Origin of the sequence: Apilactobacillus timberlakei (assembly GCF_002993965.1) — a bacterium.
Classification (GTDB): domain Bacteria; phylum Bacillota; class Bacilli; order Lactobacillales; family Lactobacillaceae; genus Apilactobacillus; species Apilactobacillus timberlakei.
The window spans coordinates 32,801-52,279 of sequence record NZ_POST01000001.1 but is presented as its reverse complement, the minus strand read 5'-3'; the positions used below and the strand labels follow the sequence as shown (position 1 = coordinate 52,279).

Here is a 19,479-nt window from a genome sequence, read left to right as displayed (position 1 = left end):
TTAGATGGAAATAATTAATATTAACTCATAGCGTTTTGAAAGGGGTAGAAGATAAGAATGATTGAATTTGAAAAACCTAATATTCATAAGATTGATGAAACTGATAATTATGGAGAAGTTGTTGTTGAACCACTAGAACGTGGATATGGAACAACTCTTGGAAACTCGTTGCGTAGAATTTTACTTTCATCTTTACCTGGTGCTGCGGTAACAAGTATTCAAATTGATAATGTTTTACATGAATTTTCTACTGTACCTGGTGTAGTGGAAGATGTAACACAAATCATTTTAAATATTAAAAAGCTTTCATTAAAACTTGAATCATCTGACGATGAAGAAAAGTCAATGGAAATCAATGTTACTGGACCTGCACAAGTAACTGCTGGTGATATCCAAGCTGATAGTGATGTAACTGTATTAAATCCAGAATTACACATTGCCACTGTTGCCGACGGCTCTACATTCCATATGAGAATGACTGCCAATAAGGGTCGTGGATATGTTTCTGCAGATGAGAATAAGGCTCGTAATGATGGAATGCCAATCGGTGTCTTACCAGTTGATTCCATTTATACCCCAATCGAACGTGTTAATTATCAAGTTGAAAATGCACGTGTTGGTCAAAGATCTGATTACGATAAACTTACCTTAGATGTTTGGACTGATGGTTCTATCACTCCAAGTGAAGCTGTAAGTTTAGCTGCCAAGATTTTAACCGAACACCTTGAAATGTTTGTTGATTTGACCGATGAAGCTAAAAATGCTGAAGTTATGGTTGAAAAAGAAGAAACACACAAGGAAAAAATGTTAGAAATGACAATTGAAGAATTAGACTTATCTGTTCGTTCATACAATTGTTTGAAGCGTGCTGGAATCAACACTGTTCAAGAATTAACTGACAAAAGTGAAGCTGATATGATGAAGGTTAGAAACTTAGGACGTAAGTCACTTGTTGAAGTAAAACATAAGTTAGAAGACCTTGGATTATCATTGCGTAAAGAAGATTAGTATAAAGGAGGATATCCATTTATGAGTTACCGTAAATTACAACGTACCAGTGCACATCGTCGTTCATTATTACGTAACCTAACTACTGATTTATTAGTTAACGGTGAAATTAAGACTACAGAAGCTCGTGCTAAAGAAGTACGTTCAACTGCTGAAAAAATGATCACTCTTGGTAAACGTGGCAATCTTCATGCTCGTCGTCAAGCTGCCGCATTTTTACAAAATGTTGTTGCTGATGCAAAAGAAGATGGTGATGATGTAACTGTTACTACTGCATTACAAAAGCTTTTTGATGAAATTGCTCCTAAATATGCAGAACGTAACGGTGGTTACACACGTATCATGAAAACAATGCCTCGTCGTGGTGACGGTGCATCAATGGTTATTTTACAATTAGTTGATTAATCATTAATTAAAAATAAACATTTAAATAGCAACAATAAATCACTAGGTATATTAGTATAGAGCGTTATGATGATGGTTTGTCCAAGTCTAGCTTGAATGGAGTATAAAATACTTTGCACTGATATACTTATAGTGATTTTTTTATACATAAAATTATTTATTTAGAGGGATATCTATGGCAAATAATATTATTGATGTTAGAAATATAAGTTTTAAATATGGTGATGCAAATAAGAATGCCATTAACGATTTATCTTTTTCTATTGATGAGGGTGAATGGGTATCCATAATTGGTAAAAATGGTAGTGGTAAAACCACTTTAATCAATTTACTTGATGGTTTAATTAAATCTAATAATGGTGATATTATAGTAGATGGTTTAAAAATAAGTAATAAAAATTTAGATAATATTAGAGATAAAATAGGAATAGTATTTCAGAATCCTGCAAATCAATTCGTTGCATCTACAGTAAAAGAAGATGTTGCATTTGGTTTAGAAAACAGACAATACGATATTTCAAAAATGCATAAAATAGTTGATAATTCTTTGAAGGAAGTTGATATGCTTAAATACAAAGATAGTAATCCAACAAAACTGTCTGGTGGTCAGCAGCAAAGAGTTGCTCTAGCAGGTGTAATAGCTATATTACCTAAAATAATAATCTTAGACGAATCTACCAGTATGTTGGATCCTAAAGCAAAAAAAATAATAATAAATTTAATTAATAAATTAAGAATAAAGAATAAATTAACAGTTTTATCTATAACTCATGATATGAATGAAATTCTATATTCTGATAGGGTTCTTTTATTAAAAGATGGTAATCTTATAAAAAACATTTCTCCATTAAAATTGTTTAATGAATTAGATGATGTTGAAAATTATGGATTAGAAATTCCTTTTTCAGAGAAACTTAGATTACAATTGAAAAAAAATGGATTCAATGTAGGAAACAATTATATTAATGAGGAGGAGATTGTAAAATGGATAACTCAGTATTATTCAAAAATGTAATTTATAAATATCAAATGAATACTCCTTTTCAACATACAGCACTTAATAATATAAATTTAAAAATAAAAGCGGGTTCTTTTGTTTCAATTGTAGGTAAGACTGGAAGTGGAAAATCAACATTAGTGAAACATATTAATGCACTATTAAAACCTAATTCAGGAACAATTAATGTTGGTAACTTTACCATTAATTCTAAGACTAATAATAAAAATCTAAAAAAATTAAGAAGAAAAGTAGGTATGGTGTTTCAATTTCCTGAACAACAATTATTTGCTAACACGGTTAAAGAAGATATTGCTTTTGGTCCATTAAATTTTGGATACGAAGAGGACAAGATTCCTGATATTGTAGAACATGTTTCTAAAATTGTTGGAATTGATAAAGATTTACTTAATAAATCTCCCTTTGATTTATCAGGTGGTCAACAACGTAGAGTAGCAATTGCAGATGTGTTAGCCACAAACCCAGAAATATTGATATTAGATGAACCAACTGCTGGATTAGATCCTGAGGGTAAAAAATTTATTATGAATTTAATTAATGATCTTAATAAGTATCAAAACATTACGATCATTTTAGTTAGTCATCAGATGGATGATGTTGCAAAATATTCAGATGAAGTTATTGTTATGCAAGATGGTAACTTAGTTAAACAATGTTATCCAGATGAATTATTCGCTAATACTAATTTGTTAAAAAAATATGATTTACAGATGCCTGTTAGTGTGAAAATTAATTCGATGCTCAATGAAAGAGGATTTAAATTAAATGATTTACATTTAGATGAAGATGAATTGATTAATGCTATTATAAATAAATTAAAGGAATGTTAGTTGCTTATGGATAATTTTATATTTGGTCGATATTTACCAATGGATTCAATTATTCATAAAATGAATCCAGCGGCTAAAATATTTTTATGTTTTTATTTTGTTATATTAGTTTTTTTTGCTAATGGTTTATTGAGCTACTCTGCAATGAGCTTATTTGTAATTGCTTTAATATTTTTATCTAAGAGTCCTATTAAAATGTTTTTTAAAGGAATAATGCCTTTAATATGGATAATATTGTTTACAATTGCTATACAAATATTATTTAGTTCTGGCGGAGAGACGATTTACAAAATTGGTATAATTAATATAACTACATTTGGTATAAAAAATGCAATATTTCTTTTTATGAGATTTATATTAATCATTTCTCTTTCTACAATTTTAACTATTACTACTGATCCATTAGAAATATCTAGTGGAATTAGTATTTTGTTAAGGCCTTTTAAAAAATTGAAATTCCCTGTTGAAACATTTTCTCTTATGATTTCTATTGCATTAAGATTCGTTCCTACATTAACTGATGAAACAAAAACTATTATGGATGCTCAAAGATCCAGAGGAGTTGATTTCGGCAGTGGTGGTTTAGTTAAAAGAGTTAAATCATTTATTCCATTATTAATACCACTATTTGTTAGTGCTTTTAAACATGCTGATAATTTAAGCATAGCTATGGAATCTAGAGGTTATCGAATAAACAATAGAAGGACTCATTATAATAATTATAATTGGTCTAATTTTGATACATTATCAATATTTGTAGCAATACTTATTTCTATGATTATCTTTATATTAAGAAAGTAGGGGGGTAAAAAGTGAGTCAACGTTATAAAATAATAATGGCATATGATGGTACTAACTTTTCTGGGTTTCAACGTCAACCTAATGAAAGAACTATAGAAGGAACTTTAACTAAAGTAGTTAATAAAATGGCCAAAAGCCCCAAAGAACATATATCAGTTTATGGTTCTGGAAGAACTGACGCTGGGGTGCATGCTCTAGGTCAAGTGGCTCATTTTGATTTTCCTTATGATTTAAAAGAAATTAATATGTTGAAAGGTCTTAATAGCATGTTACCATTAGACATTAAAATTTTAGATGTTAAAATAGTTAGCTCTAATTTTCATGCTAGATATGATGTTTCAGGTAAAAAATATATGTATCGTATGTATCTGGGAGAATTTAAAAATCCATTTAAAAGATTCTATACAGCGCAATGGAAATTTCCAGTTGATATTAATAAAATTAACATTGCATTGAACGATTTAATAGGTGAACATGATTTTACGAGTTTTGTTGCATCTGGATCAAGTGCAAAGACTAATGTTCGTACAATTTATGAGGCTAAATGTAATTTTAATTCTGATAAAAGTGAAATAATTTTTGAATTCTATGGTAATGGATTTTTATACAACATGGTTAGAATTTTAGTTGGGGTTGTTTTAGAAATTGGTGCTGGTAAGCGTAACGAGCATGATATTTTAAGACTTTATAAAATAAAAGATAGAAATGAAGCTCGAAGAACTGTACCAGCAAGTGGATTATATCTAAAGCATGTTTACTATGAAGGTGACGATCCTAAGCATCCAACTAAATTACCATATCATCAAAGATAATTTTTATGGTTGACTTTTTGGAGTGAACTTTGTATCATTGGTTATGGTATTGTTTGCCCCACGATAAGCCCCGGAAACTTATATTGGTGTCGAACAAACACAGAAACATGGAGGAATATTAAAGTGCGTACAACATATATGGCAAAACCAGGTGAAGTAGAACGCAAGTGGTACATTATCGATGCAACTGATATCAGTTTGGGTCGTTTAACTTCTACAGTTGCTTCTATTTTACGAGGAAAAAATAAACCAACATTTACACCTAATGTAGATACTGGTGATCACGTTATTGTTATTAATGCTTCTAAAGTTGCATTAACAGGTCGTAAAGCTAGTCGTAAAGTATACTCCCACCACACAGGTTATTTAGGTGGTCTTAAACAAAAAACTGCTGGTCAAATGTTAGAAGATACTCCAGAAAAATTAATTGAAACATCAGTTAAAGGTATGATGCCTGATGGATCATTAGCCCATAAGCAATTGTTACATTTACATGTACATGCTGATGGCAATCATGGTCATGAAGCTCAAAACCCTGAAGTATTAGACATTAATAACCTAATTTAAGGAGGAAACTTAATTGGCTCAAGTACAATATCGCGGCACAGGCCGTCGTAAAGACTCAGTTGCTAGAGTACTTTTAGTACCAGGAACTGGTAAAGTAGTTATGAACAAAAAAGCTATTGAAGATTACATTCCATTCCCTAACCTAAGAGCAGTGGTTATGCAACCATTCAATGTTACTGAAACTTTAGGTAACTATGATGCTTTAATCAATGTTAATGGTGGAGGATTCTCAGGACAAGCTGGTGCAGCTCGTCATGGAGTTGCTCGTGCATTACTAGAAGTAGATCCTGATTTCCGTGCTCCATTAAAGAGCGCTGGTTTATTAACTCGTGATGCTCGTATGAAAGAACGTAAGAAACCAGGTCTTAAGAAAGCTCGTAAGGCTGGTCAATTCTCAAAACGTTAATATTTATTTTAATATTAAACTTTCAAGGTGCTTTTCATTTATTGAAAAGTACCTTTTTATTTTATTGAAGATAATATTAATWCACATTGWTATATCATTTTTGTATAATAATCAATAAAGCTTATTTTATAAAAAGGAGATGTAATTATTAATAATAAAAATTATAATATAAATATTTTAACGATGTTTATAGCAATTATTCTAATCCAAACTACTATTCCAGGAATTGGTAATATTCCAATTGGTCCTTTGAGTATTACTATTATTCCTATTACTATTATTGTTGCTTCAATCTTATTAGGTAGCAAAAATGGTGCAATCCTTGGTGGTGTATGGGGAATAATAACATTTATTAGGGCCTTTTGGTGGCCAACTAGTCCACTAGCTGTTTTTGTTCTGATTAATCCTATAATTTCTGTATTACCCAGAATGCTTGTTGGCTTAGTTTCTGGTTTGTTTTACCATAAATTGATAAAGTATAAGATTAATAATAAGTTATTAATGTCATTATCAGGAATTATTGGATCCTTGATCAATACGGTTCTTGTATTATTTTTAATTTATATTTTTTATAAAAATGACTCATTTAATATTTATCATATTAATACTAATGAACTTTTACCATATTTATTGGGAATCGCTGGAACTAATGGATTAATAGAAGCTATTTTATCTGGGATATTTGTTCCAATTATTGCTGTTCCATTACAAAAAATAAAAAAGTAGTGATTTTTTATATCACTACTTTTTTTCGTCTTTATTATCTTCTTTTTTCTTAGCTTCTTTACTGTTATGATCACTCATTTTAACCATCGTTAACTTTTTATTGCTAACTACGACTTTATCATGATACTTATCTTCTAATACTGGATCATTTGATTTAAATGCGATTAGATAAGCATTGTTATATGCTTTCTCAATTGTTCCATTAAAAACATTTTTTTCAAGTTTAAATGATACTTTATCTCCAATATCAAATGGTGACTTGTCGTTACTTGTTAATTTATCCTTTACCAAAGATATACATCTCCTAACCTATATCTTAAAAGTAACTAAAAAAATTTGATTTGTCAATTTTTAGCTATGATATTGCTATTTTTGTGTTAAATAGTTTAGAATTATAAATAAATATGAATAGAGATGATAATGATTAAAAAAAGAAAAAGTAAATTTACCATTAACATTGGTTGGTTGATTTTAATTTTAACTTTAGTATTTATTATTTTCTCAGTAGGCTATTATTATTACGAAAATAATTATATGTATAATATTTATAATCAAAAAAATGTAATAAAAAAGCATCGTAATTTTATTAATAGGTTATTACCATCAGTTACTGATGCACAAAGAAAATATAATATTTTAGCTAGTATCAGTTTGTCTCAGGCAATATTAGAATCTAATTGGGGTAGTAGTAAACTGGCCACTAATTATAATAATCTATTTGGTGTAAAGGCATATAATGGACAACCTTCAGTTAAATTATCCACGAATGAATTTGTAAATGGGAATTTCATAAATATTAAAGGATACTTTAGAGTATACAAAAGTTGGGATGATTCTGTACAAAGTCATGCTAAACTATTAGCCAATGGAACTAGTTGGAATCAATATCAATATCAAGATGTCATAAATTCAGATAACTATATAGAAGCAGCTCATAATTTACAAATTGATGGATATGCTACTGATCCTAAATACACTAATAAAATAATTGAAATAATAAAAAAATATCATTTAAATCAGTATGATAAAGTCAATAAATAAGGAGAGTTACTATGAAAGCATTAGAAGAAAAAATTAACAACGAAGGTCGAGTTTTATCAGGAGATATTTTAAAAGTAGATAATTTTTTAAATCATCAAATTGATCCAACTTTTATGAATGAAATAGGGAAAGAATTCTCCAAACTCTTTAAAAATGAAAATATTACTAAGATTTTAACTGTAGAATCTTCTGGAATTGCACCGGCGGTACTTACAGGTTTACAAATGAATGTGCCAGTTGTTTTTGCTAGAAAGCATAAAAGTCTAACACTTAATGACAACATATATTCTAGTGATGTTTATTCATATACTAAACAAACTAACAATAAGATTAGTATTAATAAAAGATATATTGACGAAAATGACAATGTATTAATTATTGATGATTTCTTGGCTAATGGACAAGCTGTACTTGGCCTTTTAGATATCGCTAACCAAGCTGGTGCTAATGCTAAAAATGTTGGTATTGTAATTGAAAAAAGTTTCCAAAAAGGTCATGAATTAATTACACAAAAAGGTATTAAATTAGAATCACTGGCTAGAATAGCATCATTGAAAGATGGAAAAGTTACTTTTGAATAGATAATAAAAGTCGGTAATTTTACCGACTTTTATTTTACAATGAAATGAAAATAAGTATAGCTATGATATAATTGATATACAAATAAATTGAGAGGATTGTGTTATTTTGCCAGTAAATGATGTAATTTCCGGAATGAATAATAAACAAAAAGAAGCAGTATTATGCACTGAAGGTCCTCTATTAATTATGGCCGGTGCTGGTAGTGGTAAAACTCGTGTTTTAACCCATAGAATTGCATATTTAATTGAAGAAAAACAAGTTCTTCCATGGAATATTTTAGCAATTACTTTCACCAATAAAGCAGCTAGAGAAATGAAAGAACGTGTAGCTAGTCTTTTAGACTATGGTGGCAATGAAGTATGGGTTTCAACTTTCCATGCATTGTGTGTAAGAATTTTGAGAAGTCATATCGATAAGATTGGATATAATCGTGCGTTTACAATTGCAGGAAGTAGTGAACAAAGAACACTTGTTAAAAGGATCTTAAAAGATTTGAATATTGATCCTAAAAAGAATGATCCTAGAGCAATTTTATCAACCATTTCAAATGCTAAAAATGATTTAAAAACTCCCGCTGAATTTAATGAAAGCTTAAATCATACTAGTCCTTTTGAAGAAGTAGTAGGCCAAGTTTATACCGAATATCAAAAAAGATTACATAATAATCAAGCATTAGACTTTGATGATTTAATCATGATGACTATTCAACTATTCGAAGAAGTTCCTGAAGTTTTAGATTATTATCAAAATAAATTTCATTATATCCATGTTGATGAATATCAAGATACGAATGAAGCCCAATATAAGCTAGTAACGATGTTAGCTAAAAAATATAAAAATATTTGTGTTGTTGGTGATGCTGACCAAAGTATTTATGGTTGGCGTGGTGCTAACATGAATAATATTTTAAATTTCCAAAATGATTATAAAAATGCTAACACAGTAATGCTTGAACAAAATTATCGTTCTACTAAAAATATTTTAAGTGCAGCTAATGATGTAATTAAGAATAATGTTTCTAGAAAAGAAAAAAATCTTTGGACTGATAATGATGAAGGAGATAAGATTTCATATTATCGTGGTCAAAGTGAAGTAGATGAAGCTCATTTTGTGGTTACTCAAATCAAAAAAGTCATTGAAGAAAAGAACTATTCATATAATGATTTTGCTATTCTTTATCGTACAAATGCTCAATCTCGTATCATTGAAGAAACTTTTTTGAAATCTAATATTCCATATTCGATTGTTGGCGGACATAAGTTTTATGATCGTAAAGAAATCCAAGATATTTTAGCTTATTTAACTTTAATTGCTAATCCTAGTGATTCTATGAGCTTAGAAAGAATTATCAATGAACCTAAACGTGGCATTGGCACATCTAGTATTGAAAAACTAAGAGTTTTTGCTCAAGAAAACAATTGGAGCATGTTAGAAGCTACAAAAAATATTGAACTTAATAACACTTTATCAAATCGTGCCCGAACTGCTATCAATCAATTTGGTCGATTAATGACTGGACTTCAAAAAATTGCTATGGAAAATAAAGTAACAGATGTTACTCAACATATTCTAGATGATAGTGGGTATTTGGATAACTTAAAACAATCTAAATCTCTAGAGTCTAAAGCTAGAATTGAGAATATTGAAGAATTCATTTCTGTTACTCAACAATTTGATAATAATCACGACGATAATAATGATGGGGATGAACCATTAACTGATTTTCTTGCAGACTTAGCTTTAGTATCTGCTCAAGATGATGTTGATGAACAAACCCCACAAGTTACACTAATGACATTGCATGCTGCTAAGGGGCTAGAATTTCCAGTAATATTTTTAATGGGGATGGAAGACGGTATTTTTCCATTAAGTCGTTCTTTAGAAAAAGAAGATGAATTAGAAGAAGAACGTAGATTAGCATATGTTGGTATTACTAGAGCACAAAAAAAACTGTATATTACTAATGCATTTTCAAGAATGCTTTATGGTAGAAGACAGACCAATCCAGAATCTCGTTTTATTGATGAAATATCTGATAATTTAATTCATTCTGAAAATGATTTTTCTAAGAACAATTCATTAAGAACACCTTTCGATTCCGCTAGAAGTCGTAGATCACAGAATTTTGCAACCCAAAGATCTTATCACCAACCAACTCAAAAAGTGCAAAAACCTAAAGGTAGTGGTGCTGATAAGAAGTCATGGAATATTGGAGATAAAGTTCAACATAAGACTTGGGGAACAGGGACTGTTGTCAAGGTTAATGGAACTGGCGAAGATACAGAATTAGATATTGCTTTTCCAGATCAAGGATTAAAGAGATTGCTTGCTGCATTTGCACCAATTCAAAAAATTGAAAAATGATTTATTGAAAATTGAGGTGAAATAAATGTCAGATAAAACTATAAATGAAATGAATGAATCGGAAGTAAAAAAAACATACGAAAAACTTAAAAATCAATTAAAATTATGGAGTCGTCAATACTATTATGAAGATCAGCCCAGTGTTGAGGATCACATATACGATCAAAATTATAGAATGTTACAAGACATTGAAAATAAATACCCCGATTTGATTACTTCTGATTCACCTACTCAAAATGTTGGTTCTAAAACTTTACCTGGTTTTGATAAAGTTAGACATGATGTACCAATGTTGTCATTAGGTGATGTATTTTCTAAAGAAGAATTATCAGAATTCATGGATAATTTGGATAATAATTATCCATCAATTGATGAATATAATTGTGAATTAAAGATTGATGGACTTGCTATTTCTTTACTATATAAAAATGGTAATTTGGTCCAAGGATCTACTAGAGGTAATGGTTTTATAGGAGAAGATATCACTGAAAATCTAAAGACTATTAAAAGTATTCCCCACAAATTAAATCGTCCGATCGACATTGAAGTAAGAGGGGAATGCTATATGCCTAAGGAATCTTTTGCCAATTTAAATGCGAAACGTGAACATGATGGAAATTCAACATTTGCTAATCCTAGGAATGCAGCTGCCGGTAGTTTAAGACAACTCGATTCAAGTGTTACTGCTAGTCGTAATTTGAGTACATTTATGTATAATGTTGCTGATTATAATGATTTAAAAGCTAATACTCAGTCAGAATTGTTAGATGAATTAAAATCTTTAGGCTTTAAAATTAACCCAACTTATGAAGTTGTTAAAAATATGTCTGATGTTGATAAATATATCGACAAGTATACTAATGAACGCGATGGTTTGAGTTATGGAATTGATGGCATTGTCATTAAAGAAAATAATTTATCGTTGCAAAAAGATATTGGTAATACAGTAAAAGTTCCTAAATGGGCAATTGCTTTTAAATTTCCTCCAGAAGAAGTTGAAACTAAGCTTAATGATATTGAGTGGACGGTTGGTAGAACAGGAGTAGTTACTCCAACTGCTATTATGGATACAGTTAAATTAGCAGGAACAACAGTCTCTAAAGCATCACTGCATAATCCTGACTATTTGAATGAAAAGGCAGTAAGAATTGGAGATACAGTTAAGCTACACAAAGCCGGTGATATTATTCCAGAAATATCTGAATATATTGCAAGTAAACGTCCAAGTGATAGCAAACCATATAAGATACCAACTAACTGTCCTTCATGTGGCGATAGGTTAGTACACTTAGATGATGAAGTAGCATTACGTTGTATTAATCCCAAGTGTCCAGCTCAATTGACTGAACAGATTAATCATTTTGCTTCCAGAAATGCTATGAATATTGATGGCTTAGGTCCTAAAATAGTTCAACAATTATTTGATAAAGGGTTGCTTAATGATATTGCTAGTTTATATAATTTGAATCGTGAACAATTAGAAACCTTGGATAAGTTTGGAACCAAATCTGCTACTAATTTATTAACAGCCATAGATAATAGTCGTAGTAATTCAATGGAAAGGTTACTTTTTGGATTAGGTATTCGCCATGTAGGTTCGAAAGCAGCTAAGTTAATATCGGAACATTTTGAAAATATGCATGCATTAATGGTTTCTAGTGTTGACGATATTTCATCAATTAATTCAATTGGAGATACTATTGCGCAAAGTATAGTTACTTATTTTAATAATCCCGAAGCTAAACAGCTTATTGAAGAATTAAAATCATTAGGAGTTAACATGAACTATAATGGTAATCATGTTGCTTCTGATGTTGTTCAACATTCTGTATTTAACAATAAAACAATTGTTTTAACCGGTAAATTATCTAAGATGAGTCGACCTAAAGCATCAGAATGGTTAGAAAATCATGGTGCTAAAGTTACTGGTAGTGTATCTAAAAGTACAGATATTTTAATTGCTGGTAAAGACGCTGGAAGTAAATTATCCAAAGCTGAAAAATATAATGTATCAATTTGGAATGAAGATCAGTTCATTGATGAAATGAATAACAATTAATAATTTGTGGAGGCAAGCAGATTGAATAAGCTAAAAGTTTTGTTCTTGGTAATGTTTAGTTCAGTTTTATTAGTTGCTTGTGGAAATAATAACGAAAATAGTTCAAGTAGTTCTTCCGGAACTCAAGTTATTTCACAAACAAATAGTAATTATTACCAAGGAGTAATTAAAGATGGACATTATTTGACCAGTAAGTCACGTGGTGTTTCTGTTCAACAAAATGATAATCAATTGAATTTAAAAGGTTTTGAAAATGGATTGCTAGGAATATCTAAACAACATTTTCCAACTGATGACTATATTCTACAAGAAGGTCAATATATTAATACTGATACTGTAGAAGATTGGTTAGGACGTAAAAGTAAAAATAATCCAGATGGATTAAATCCTGCTGGTAAGGACACTAAGGAACCATTGTATCTTCAACAAATGGATGAACAAGATTTTATGACTGAAGATCATAATGCACTTAAAATTAAAGGGATGACTATAGGATTAGGCCTTAATTCCATTTACTATTATCGTAAAGAAGCTTATGGGGCAGTTTATCAAAAGAAATTAAACGATTCAGATATTATTAAACAAGGAAAAGACATTGCAAATAATATTCTTCAACGTTTAAGAAAAAATAAACAATTGAAGAATATTCCAATTGTTTTTGCATTATATAAGCAGGCACCTAATGATAGTCTAGTTGGTGGTAACTTCTTTGCTTCTTCTGTTAATAACGGTAGTTCTATTAAGAGTTCAAATTGGAAATCATTAAACATTAAAAACTATGTTCTACCTGCTGAATCTACTAAGGGTGTGAATAATAATGATGAAGACTCTTTTGAAAACTTTAAAAATCAAATTCAGAAGTTTTTCCCTAATTTAAGTGGTGTTACTGCTCAAGCACACTATGTTGATAATAGTTTGCGAGGTATGCATATCAATATTACTACTCAATTTTATGGACAAAGTGAGATTATTAGTTTTACTCAATATGTAGAAAATATGGCTGAAAAGTACTTACCAAACAATATCCCAATTGATATTCAAGTAAGCTCAACTGAAGGCATGCAAAGTTTCTTATCTAGAAAAACTGGCGATAAGAATTTCTATACGCACGTTTTCACTAGTTATTAAAATTAATTAAATTATTGTGTTAAAATATTTTATAAGTGAATGTAAGTTATATTTAATAAAGAAAGAGGGAGCTATTCAATGTCTGAAAAAATAAGTAAAGATACAGTAAGTCATGTTGCTTCATTGGCTAAGCTAGAATTAACCGATAAACAATTGCCTTACTTTACTGATCAATTAGGAAATATTATGGGGATATTTGATTCCTTGAATGAAGTTGATACTAATGATGTTGAACCAACATTTAGCGTAACCGATCAAATTAACGTTATGAGAGAAGACGTTGCTGATAACTGGGGAGAAAGAGATCAATTATTAAAAAATGCTCCCGATGTTGCTGATGGTCTAATTAGAACACCAACAATTATTGATGAAAGTGGGGATTAATTAAATGAATTTTTTGAATAAAGATATCACTAGTATTCATCAAAGTTTAGTTAATGGTGACATTACTGCTGAACAATTAACAAAACAAGCAATTGAAAATGCTAAAAATAATGAAAAAGATATCAACGCATTTATTACAATTGATGAAGAAAATGCAATTAAACGAGCTCAAGAAATTGATAAACGAGGAATTAATCCTGATAACTTATTATCTGGAATTCCAGTTGCAATGAAAGATAACCTGTTAACAAAGGATGTTTTAACATCTGCTGGTTCTAAAATGTTATCTAATTTTAAACCTATTATTAGTGGGACTGCTGTTAATAAAATGTTAGATGCTGATACTATTAGTATCGGTAAAACCAATATGGATGAATTTGCAATGGGAAGTTCTACAGAAACATCATATTATGGTAGAACTCATAATCCATGGAATTTAGATAAAGTTCCAGGTGGATCATCTGGTGGTTCTGCTGCTTCAGTTGCATCAGGAGATGTACTAGCTGCTTTAGGATCTGATACTGGTGGATCAATTAGACAACCAGCCGCTTTTAATGGCATTGTGGGGATGAAACCTACATATGGTCGTGTATCTAGATGGGGATTGATTGCTTTTGCATCTAGTTTTGATCAAATTGGCCCCTTAACTAAAAATGTTTATGATAATGCACTTGTTTTAAATCATATTGCCGGTCACGATGAGCATGATTTAACTAGTTCGGACAAAGAAGTTCCTGATTTTACCAGTGAAATTGATTCTGGTGTAAAGGGCATGAAGATTGGTTTGCCTAAGGAATATCTTGGTGAAGGTGTTAGTGATGATGTGCGTGAAGCCATTAAATCAGCTGCCGATAAATATCGTGAAATGGGTGCTGATGTGGAAGAAGTATCATTACCACATAGTAAATACGGAGTGGCTGCTTATTATATTATTGCTCCTTCTGAAGCATCATCTAATTTACAAAGATTTGATGGTATTCGTTATGGATATCGTTCAGAAAATGCTAAAAACCTTGATCAATTATATGTTAAAAGTAGATCTGAAGGTTTCGGCGATGAAGTAAAACGTCGTATCATGTTAGGAACTTATTCATTATCTGCTGGGTTCTTTGATGCTTACTTTAAGAAAGCTGCTGAAGTTAGAACTTTAATTAATAAAGATTTTCAAAAGGTATTTCAAAATTATGATCTAATTCTCACACCAACAACACCAACTCCTGCATTTGGTTTAGATGAAGAAAAAGATCCATTAACTATGTATATGAACGATATATTAACTATTCCTGTTAATATGGCTGGCTTACCTGGTATGTCATTACCAGCTGGTTTTTCAAATGGTCTTCCAATCGGAATGCAATTGATTGGTAAACCTTTTGATGAAACTACTATGTATAAAGCTGCGTATGCCTTTGAACAAAATACAGATTTTCATAAACAAACCCCTAAGATTGGAGGAGACAAATAATGAATTTTGAAACTACTATTGGACTAGAAGTTCACGTTGAATTAAAAACAAATTCTAAAATCTTTAGTCCTTCTCCTGTTGGTTATGGTGCAGAATCTAATTTAAACACTAATGTTATTGATTGGGGATATCCTGGTGTATTGCCAACTACTAACAAGGGTGTTGTTAAAGATGGAATTATTGCTGCTTTAGCTTTACATGCTAATGTTAACCAACATCCTCATTTTGACCGTAAAAACTATTTTTATCCTGATAACCCTAAGGCTTATCAAATTACTCAACAAGATACACCAGATGCTAAAGATGGTTGGATAGAAATTAATGTTGATGGTAAAAAGAAAAAAATTGGTATCGAAGAAATGCATATTGAAGAAGATGCTGGTAAGAATAGTCATGGTAAGAATTATTCTTATGTTGATTTAAATCGTCAAGGTACTCCTTTAATTGAAATTGTTTCAAAGCCTGATATTGCTTCACCTGATGAAGCTTATGCATATCTTGAAGCATTAAGACAAAGAATTTTATTTACTGGAATTTCTGATGTTAAGATGGAAGAAGGTTCTATGCGTGTCGACGTTAATATTTCAATTAGACCATATGGACAAAAAGAATTCGGTACTAAAGTAGAATTAAAAAACCTTAATTCATTTAACTATGTAAGAAAAGGTTTAGCATATGAAGAAAAACGTCAACGTCAAATTTTAATGTCTGGTGGTAAGATTCAACAACAAACTAGACGATTTGATGAAAATAATGGTACTACTATTTTGATGCGTGTTAAAGAAGGATCCGATGATTATAGATACTTCCCAGAACCAGATTTACCATCATTAGATATTTCAGATAAATGGATCGATGAAATCAATTCTAAGATGCCTGAGATGCCAACCAGTCGTCGTAATCGTTATATTAATGAATTAGGACTAACTGATTATGATGCAATGGTGCTAACGCAAACAAAGGAAATGTCTGATTTCTTTGATAAGATGATAGAATTAGGTGCTGATGCTAAAATGGCTTCTAATTATCTACAGGGGAATGTAAATGCTTATCTAAATGATAAACAGATTGATTTATCTCAAACTAAAATCACTCCAGAAAACTTGACTACTATGATCAAGTTAATTGAAAATAGTACTATCTCTAGTAAAATGGCAAAAAAAGTATTCAAGGCTATTACTGAAGGTAAGGAACCTGAAAAATTTGTTAATGATAATGGAATGGTTCAACTATCAGATCCAAAGAAACTACAACCAATTATTGACGAAGTATTATCTAATAATCAACAATCAATTGAAGATTTCCATAATGGAAAGGACCGTGCAATTGGTTTCTTAGTTGGTCAAATTATGAAACAAACTCGTGGTAAAGCCAATCCACAAGTGGTAAATAAATTATTAATGGCTTCAATCAATAAATAAGATTAGGGGAATTATAATGCGAAAGCGAGCACGTGTAATATACAATCCAACATCTGGGCGGGAAGCTTTAAAACAGAATATGATTGATATTCTCGGTGTTTTTGAAAAAGCTGGTTTTGAAACTAGTGCATACGCAACAACTCCTAAACCTTTTTCAGCCAGAGAAGAAGCTAAGCGAGCTAGTTTAGATGGTTTTGATTTGGTAGTTGCTGCAGGTGGTGATGGAACTATTAATGAGGTTGTTAATGGGATTGCACCACTTGAGAAGCGACCTAAACTAGCAATTATTCCTGCTGGAACAACTAATGATTTTGCTAGAGCATTGCATATTCCTAGAGAAAATCCTGTCGCTGCTGCTAAAGTTGTTTTAAAACATCAAAGTTTTAAGATGGATATTGGTAAAGCTGCCAACAAATATTTTATAAATATTGCTGGTGGTGGTTTGTTAACCGAACTAACTTATGATGTTCCATCTGAATTAAAAACTATTTTTGGTTATTTAGCATATTTAGTTAGAGGAGCTGAATTACTGCCACGTATTAAACCAATTGATATGGATTTAGAATATGACGGTGGTCATTTTCAAGGCAAGGCATCAATGTTTTTGTTAGCGATGACTAATTCTATTGGTGGTTTAGAACAAATTGTTCCTGATGCTAGATTAGACGACGGTAATTTTACAATGATTATTGTAAAAACTAGTAATATTGTAGAAATCGTTCAATTGTTGGCAAAGGTTATTAGTGGTGGTCGTCATATAAATGATCCAAGAATAATATATAAAAAAACAAGTAAATTAATTGCTAATCCAATTATGGACAAAATGCAAATTAATTTAGACGGTGAGTATGGTGGCGATGCTCCTATGACCTTTAAGAATCTAAAACAACATATTGAATTTTATGCAAATATGGATGAAATGCCTACTAAATCAATTAGTTATGATGAAGTTAAAGCTGAAAAAAAATTTGTTGATAAAGTTGATAAATTATCTTAATTAATTTTAAAAATTAAAAGTTTTGTTGTATTATATTATGAAGGTACAACAGAACTTTTTTATTTATTAAGGGGAAAATATGAAAATTACAGCACCAGTTGAAAAAAATGAAATGTACGATGTTAAAATCATCGACCTTACTTATCAAGGTATGGGCGTAGCTAAAATCAATGACTTTTCAATTTTTATTGAAGATACATTACCAGGTGAAGAAGCTACAATTAAAGTTATTAAAATTAATAAGAATTTTGGATTTGGTAAATTAGTTAAGCTGATCACTAAGTCTAAAAATCGTGTTGAAAGTGTTGATAAAGATTATACTCGCACAGGAATTGCACCTCTTCAGCATTTAAAATATGATGCACAATTAAAATTTAAACAAAGTCAGATTCAAGAACTTTTTAATAAAGCTAAAATGAATGTTGATGTATTACCTACAATGGGGATGGAAAATCCTAGTCATTATCGTAATAAAGCTCAAATTCCGGTTAAAAAAATTAATGGTAAATTGGAGACCGGTTTTTATCGTAAACACTCACATGATTTAGTTCCTATTGAAGATTTCTATATTCAAGATCCAGAAATTGATAAAGCAATTGTTGTCGTAAGAGACATACTTAGAAAATATCATGTTGCTCCTTATGATGAAATTAATCATAGTGGTGTTATCAGAAATATTATGGTTAGACGTGGACATTATAGTCATGAAATGATGATTGGTTTGATTACTCGTACTAAAAAGTTACCAATGGCAGATATGATTACTAGTGAAATTTCCAAAGCATTACCAGAAGTAAAAAGTATCATGCAAAATATTAACTTAACAGATGGTAATGCTTTAATGGGTAAGAAAACTATTTGTTTATATGGTAATTCCCACATTGAAGATCAATTATTAGGATTGAAATTCTACATTTCACTAACTTCTTTCTATCAAGTTAATCCAACACAAACTGAAAAATTGTACTCATTAGCGGTAGAAAAAGCACAATTGAATGGTAACCAAAACGTTATTGATGCTTATTGTGGAATCGGTACAATTTCATTAGCAATGGCCAAAAAAGCAAAAAAAGTATATGGTGTAGAAATTGTTAAAGATGCAATTGAAGACGCTAAAATTAATGCTCAAAAGAATCATATAAACAACGCTAAGTTTGTTACCGGTAAAGCTGAAGAACAAATGGAAAAATGGCAATCACAAGGACTAAAATCAGATGTTATTGTTGTTGATCCACCACGTAAGGGACTTGCATCATCTTTTATAGAAAGTGCAGTTAAAGTTGCACCAAAGAGAATTGTTTATGTATCATGTAATCCATCAACGTTGGTACGTGATGCAAGAAGACTTGCTGAATACGGATATGAAATTAATCAACCAATTCAACCAGTGGATCAATTTCCACAAACCGTTCATATTGAATCAGTAACAGTTTTTGAAAAGAATTAATAAAAAAGCTTGAAGAAT

20 protein-coding genes are annotated in these 19,479 nt (G+C 30.5%); 19 read left to right on the top strand and 1 reads right to left on the bottom strand.

Features of this window, described 5'->3' with window-relative positions; genetic code table 11:
- The first annotated feature begins 57 nt into the window (after positions 1–57).
- The 9 genes from C7N71_RS00260 (at position 58) to C7N71_RS00220 (ending at position 6,573) form a co-directional block, all read left to right on the top strand.
- Positions 58–1,008, top strand: a complete 951-nt coding sequence (locus C7N71_RS00260) for a DNA-directed RNA polymerase subunit alpha (RefSeq protein ID WP_105987218.1) — start codon at positions 58–60, stop codon at positions 1,006–1,008.
- A 21-nt stretch (positions 1,009–1,029) separates the two neighbouring features.
- Positions 1,030–1,413 carry a 50S ribosomal protein L17 gene (gene rplQ / locus C7N71_RS00255; protein ID WP_105987217.1) on the top strand — a complete coding sequence of 128 codons (384 nt, stop codon included), beginning with the start codon at positions 1,030–1,032 and terminating at the stop codon, positions 1,411–1,413.
- Between the two features lie 175 nt (positions 1,414–1,588).
- Entirely contained in the window at positions 1,589–2,428 is an 840-nt protein-coding gene (locus C7N71_RS00250) for an energy-coupling factor transporter ATPase (RefSeq protein ID WP_105987216.1), read from the top strand.
- Positions 2,398–3,261: an energy-coupling factor transporter ATPase gene (locus C7N71_RS00245; protein WP_105987215.1), complete on the top strand. Its 864-nt coding sequence runs from the start codon at positions 2,398–2,400 to the stop codon at positions 3,259–3,261. The genes C7N71_RS00250 and C7N71_RS00245 overlap by 31 nt, the downstream gene beginning before the upstream one ends.
- Positions 3,262–3,267: 6 nt before the next feature.
- On the top strand, positions 3,268–4,062 hold the full coding sequence (locus C7N71_RS00240; protein WP_105987214.1) for an energy-coupling factor transporter transmembrane component T family protein: 795 nt from the start codon (positions 3,268–3,270) through the stop codon (positions 4,060–4,062).
- A gap of 35 nt (positions 4,063–4,097) precedes the next feature.
- On the top strand, positions 4,098–4,874 hold the full coding sequence (gene truA / locus C7N71_RS00235) for a tRNA pseudouridine(38-40) synthase TruA (protein WP_105987503.1): 777 nt from the start codon (positions 4,098–4,100) through the stop codon (positions 4,872–4,874).
- 123 nt (positions 4,875–4,997) lie between these two features.
- On the top strand, positions 4,998–5,441 hold the full coding sequence (gene rplM, locus C7N71_RS00230; RefSeq protein WP_165807736.1) for a 50S ribosomal protein L13: 444 nt from the start codon (positions 4,998–5,000) through the stop codon (positions 5,439–5,441).
- A 13-nt stretch (positions 5,442–5,454) separates the two neighbouring features.
- Positions 5,455–5,847, top strand: a complete 393-nt coding sequence (rpsI, locus tag C7N71_RS00225; protein ID WP_105956349.1) for a 30S ribosomal protein S9 — start codon at positions 5,455–5,457, stop codon at positions 5,845–5,847.
- Between the two features lie 183 nt (positions 5,848–6,030).
- Positions 6,031–6,573 (top strand): ECF transporter S component, encoded by a 543-nt coding sequence (locus C7N71_RS00220; protein ID WP_105987213.1) that lies wholly within the window; start codon positions 6,031–6,033, stop codon positions 6,571–6,573.
- A 15-nt stretch (positions 6,574–6,588) separates the two neighbouring features.
- Here the strand turns inward: C7N71_RS00220 and C7N71_RS00215 are convergent, their stop codons facing one another.
- A complete protein-coding gene (locus tag C7N71_RS00215; RefSeq protein WP_225361848.1) occupies positions 6,589–6,864 on the bottom strand; it encodes a DUF2187 domain-containing protein in 276 nt (91 codons plus the stop codon).
- Positions 6,865–6,993: 129 nt separating this feature from the next.
- On the opposite strand from C7N71_RS00215, the gene C7N71_RS00210 reads away from it, so the two are divergent.
- From C7N71_RS00210 to rlmD, 10 genes are all read left to right on the top strand, one after another.
- Positions 6,994–7,614, top strand: coding sequence for a glycoside hydrolase family 73 protein (locus tag C7N71_RS00210; protein WP_225361847.1), 621 nt, complete (start codon positions 6,994–6,996; stop codon positions 7,612–7,614).
- Positions 7,615–7,625: 11 nt separating this feature from the next.
- Complete coding sequence (locus C7N71_RS00205; protein WP_105987211.1) at positions 7,626–8,195, top strand: xanthine phosphoribosyltransferase; 570 nt, start codon at positions 7,626–7,628, stop codon at positions 8,193–8,195.
- 106 nt (positions 8,196–8,301) lie between these two features.
- Positions 8,302–10,560 carry a DNA helicase PcrA gene (gene pcrA / locus C7N71_RS00200; protein WP_105987210.1) on the top strand — a complete coding sequence of 753 codons (2,259 nt, stop codon included), beginning with the start codon at positions 8,302–8,304 and terminating at the stop codon, positions 10,558–10,560.
- A gap of 25 nt (positions 10,561–10,585) precedes the next feature.
- Positions 10,586–12,619, top strand: a complete 2,034-nt coding sequence (gene ligA / locus C7N71_RS00195; protein WP_105987209.1) for an NAD-dependent DNA ligase LigA — start codon at positions 10,586–10,588, stop codon at positions 12,617–12,619.
- A 21-nt stretch (positions 12,620–12,640) separates the two neighbouring features.
- Complete coding sequence (locus tag C7N71_RS00190) at positions 12,641–13,747, top strand: CamS family sex pheromone protein (protein WP_225361846.1); 1,107 nt, start codon at positions 12,641–12,643, stop codon at positions 13,745–13,747.
- Between the two features lie 78 nt (positions 13,748–13,825).
- Positions 13,826–14,131, top strand: coding sequence for an Asp-tRNA(Asn)/Glu-tRNA(Gln) amidotransferase subunit GatC (gatC, locus tag C7N71_RS00185; RefSeq protein WP_105987208.1), 306 nt, complete (start codon positions 13,826–13,828; stop codon positions 14,129–14,131).
- 4 nt (positions 14,132–14,135) lie between these two features.
- Positions 14,136–15,596: an Asp-tRNA(Asn)/Glu-tRNA(Gln) amidotransferase subunit GatA gene (gene gatA / locus C7N71_RS00180; RefSeq protein ID WP_105987207.1), complete on the top strand. Its 1,461-nt coding sequence runs from the start codon at positions 14,136–14,138 to the stop codon at positions 15,594–15,596.
- Positions 15,596–17,017 (top strand): Asp-tRNA(Asn)/Glu-tRNA(Gln) amidotransferase subunit GatB, encoded by a 1,422-nt coding sequence (gatB, locus tag C7N71_RS00175; RefSeq protein ID WP_105987206.1) that lies wholly within the window; start codon positions 15,596–15,598, stop codon positions 17,015–17,017. The genes gatA and gatB overlap by 1 nt, the downstream gene beginning before the upstream one ends.
- Before the next feature lie 16 nt (positions 17,018–17,033).
- Positions 17,034–18,014 carry a diacylglycerol kinase gene (locus tag C7N71_RS00170; protein WP_105987205.1) on the top strand — a complete coding sequence of 327 codons (981 nt, stop codon included), beginning with the start codon at positions 17,034–17,036 and terminating at the stop codon, positions 18,012–18,014.
- A gap of 79 nt (positions 18,015–18,093) precedes the next feature.
- Complete coding sequence (gene rlmD, locus C7N71_RS00165; RefSeq protein ID WP_105987204.1) at positions 18,094–19,461, top strand: 23S rRNA (uracil(1939)-C(5))-methyltransferase RlmD; 1,368 nt, start codon at positions 18,094–18,096, stop codon at positions 19,459–19,461.
- Positions 19,462–19,479: the final 18 nt, after the last annotated feature.

Bases quoted from the DNA above. Each gene is read 5' to 3' on its own strand.
- C7N71_RS00240 (WP_105987214.1), top strand. From the start codon at position 3,268: ATGGATAATTTTATATTTGGTCGATATTTACCAATGGATTCAATTATT.
- C7N71_RS00245 (WP_105987215.1), top strand. From the start codon at position 2,398: ATGGATAACTCAGTATTATTCAAAAATGTAATTTATAAATATCAAATG.
- C7N71_RS00210 (WP_225361847.1), top strand. From the start codon at position 6,994: ATGATTAAAAAAAGAAAAAGTAAATTTACCATTAACATTGGTTGGTTG.
- rlmD (WP_105987204.1), top strand. From the start codon at position 18,094: ATGAAAATTACAGCACCAGTTGAAAAAAATGAAATGTACGATGTTAAA.
- C7N71_RS00250 (WP_105987216.1), top strand. From the start codon at position 1,589: ATGGCAAATAATATTATTGATGTTAGAAATATAAGTTTTAAATATGGT.
- C7N71_RS00260 (WP_105987218.1), top strand. From the start codon at position 58: ATGATTGAATTTGAAAAACCTAATATTCATAAGATTGATGAAACTGAT.
- rplQ (WP_105987217.1), top strand. From the start codon at position 1,030: ATGAGTTACCGTAAATTACAACGTACCAGTGCACATCGTCGTTCATTA.
- C7N71_RS00220 (WP_105987213.1), top strand. From the start codon at position 6,031: ATGTTTATAGCAATTATTCTAATCCAAACTACTATTCCAGGAATTGGT.
- ligA (WP_105987209.1), top strand. From the start codon at position 10,586: ATGTCAGATAAAACTATAAATGAAATGAATGAATCGGAAGTAAAAAAA.
- truA (WP_105987503.1), top strand. From the start codon at position 4,098: ATGGCATATGATGGTACTAACTTTTCTGGGTTTCAACGTCAACCTAAT.
- C7N71_RS00170 (WP_105987205.1), top strand. From the start codon at position 17,034: ATGCGAAAGCGAGCACGTGTAATATACAATCCAACATCTGGGCGGGAA.
- gatB (WP_105987206.1), top strand. From the start codon at position 15,596: ATGAATTTTGAAACTACTATTGGACTAGAAGTTCACGTTGAATTAAAA.
- gatC (WP_105987208.1), top strand. From the start codon at position 13,826: ATGTCTGAAAAAATAAGTAAAGATACAGTAAGTCATGTTGCTTCATTG.
- C7N71_RS00205 (WP_105987211.1), top strand. From the start codon at position 7,626: ATGAAAGCATTAGAAGAAAAAATTAACAACGAAGGTCGAGTTTTATCA.
- gatA (WP_105987207.1), top strand. From the start codon at position 14,136: ATGAATTTTTTGAATAAAGATATCACTAGTATTCATCAAAGTTTAGTT.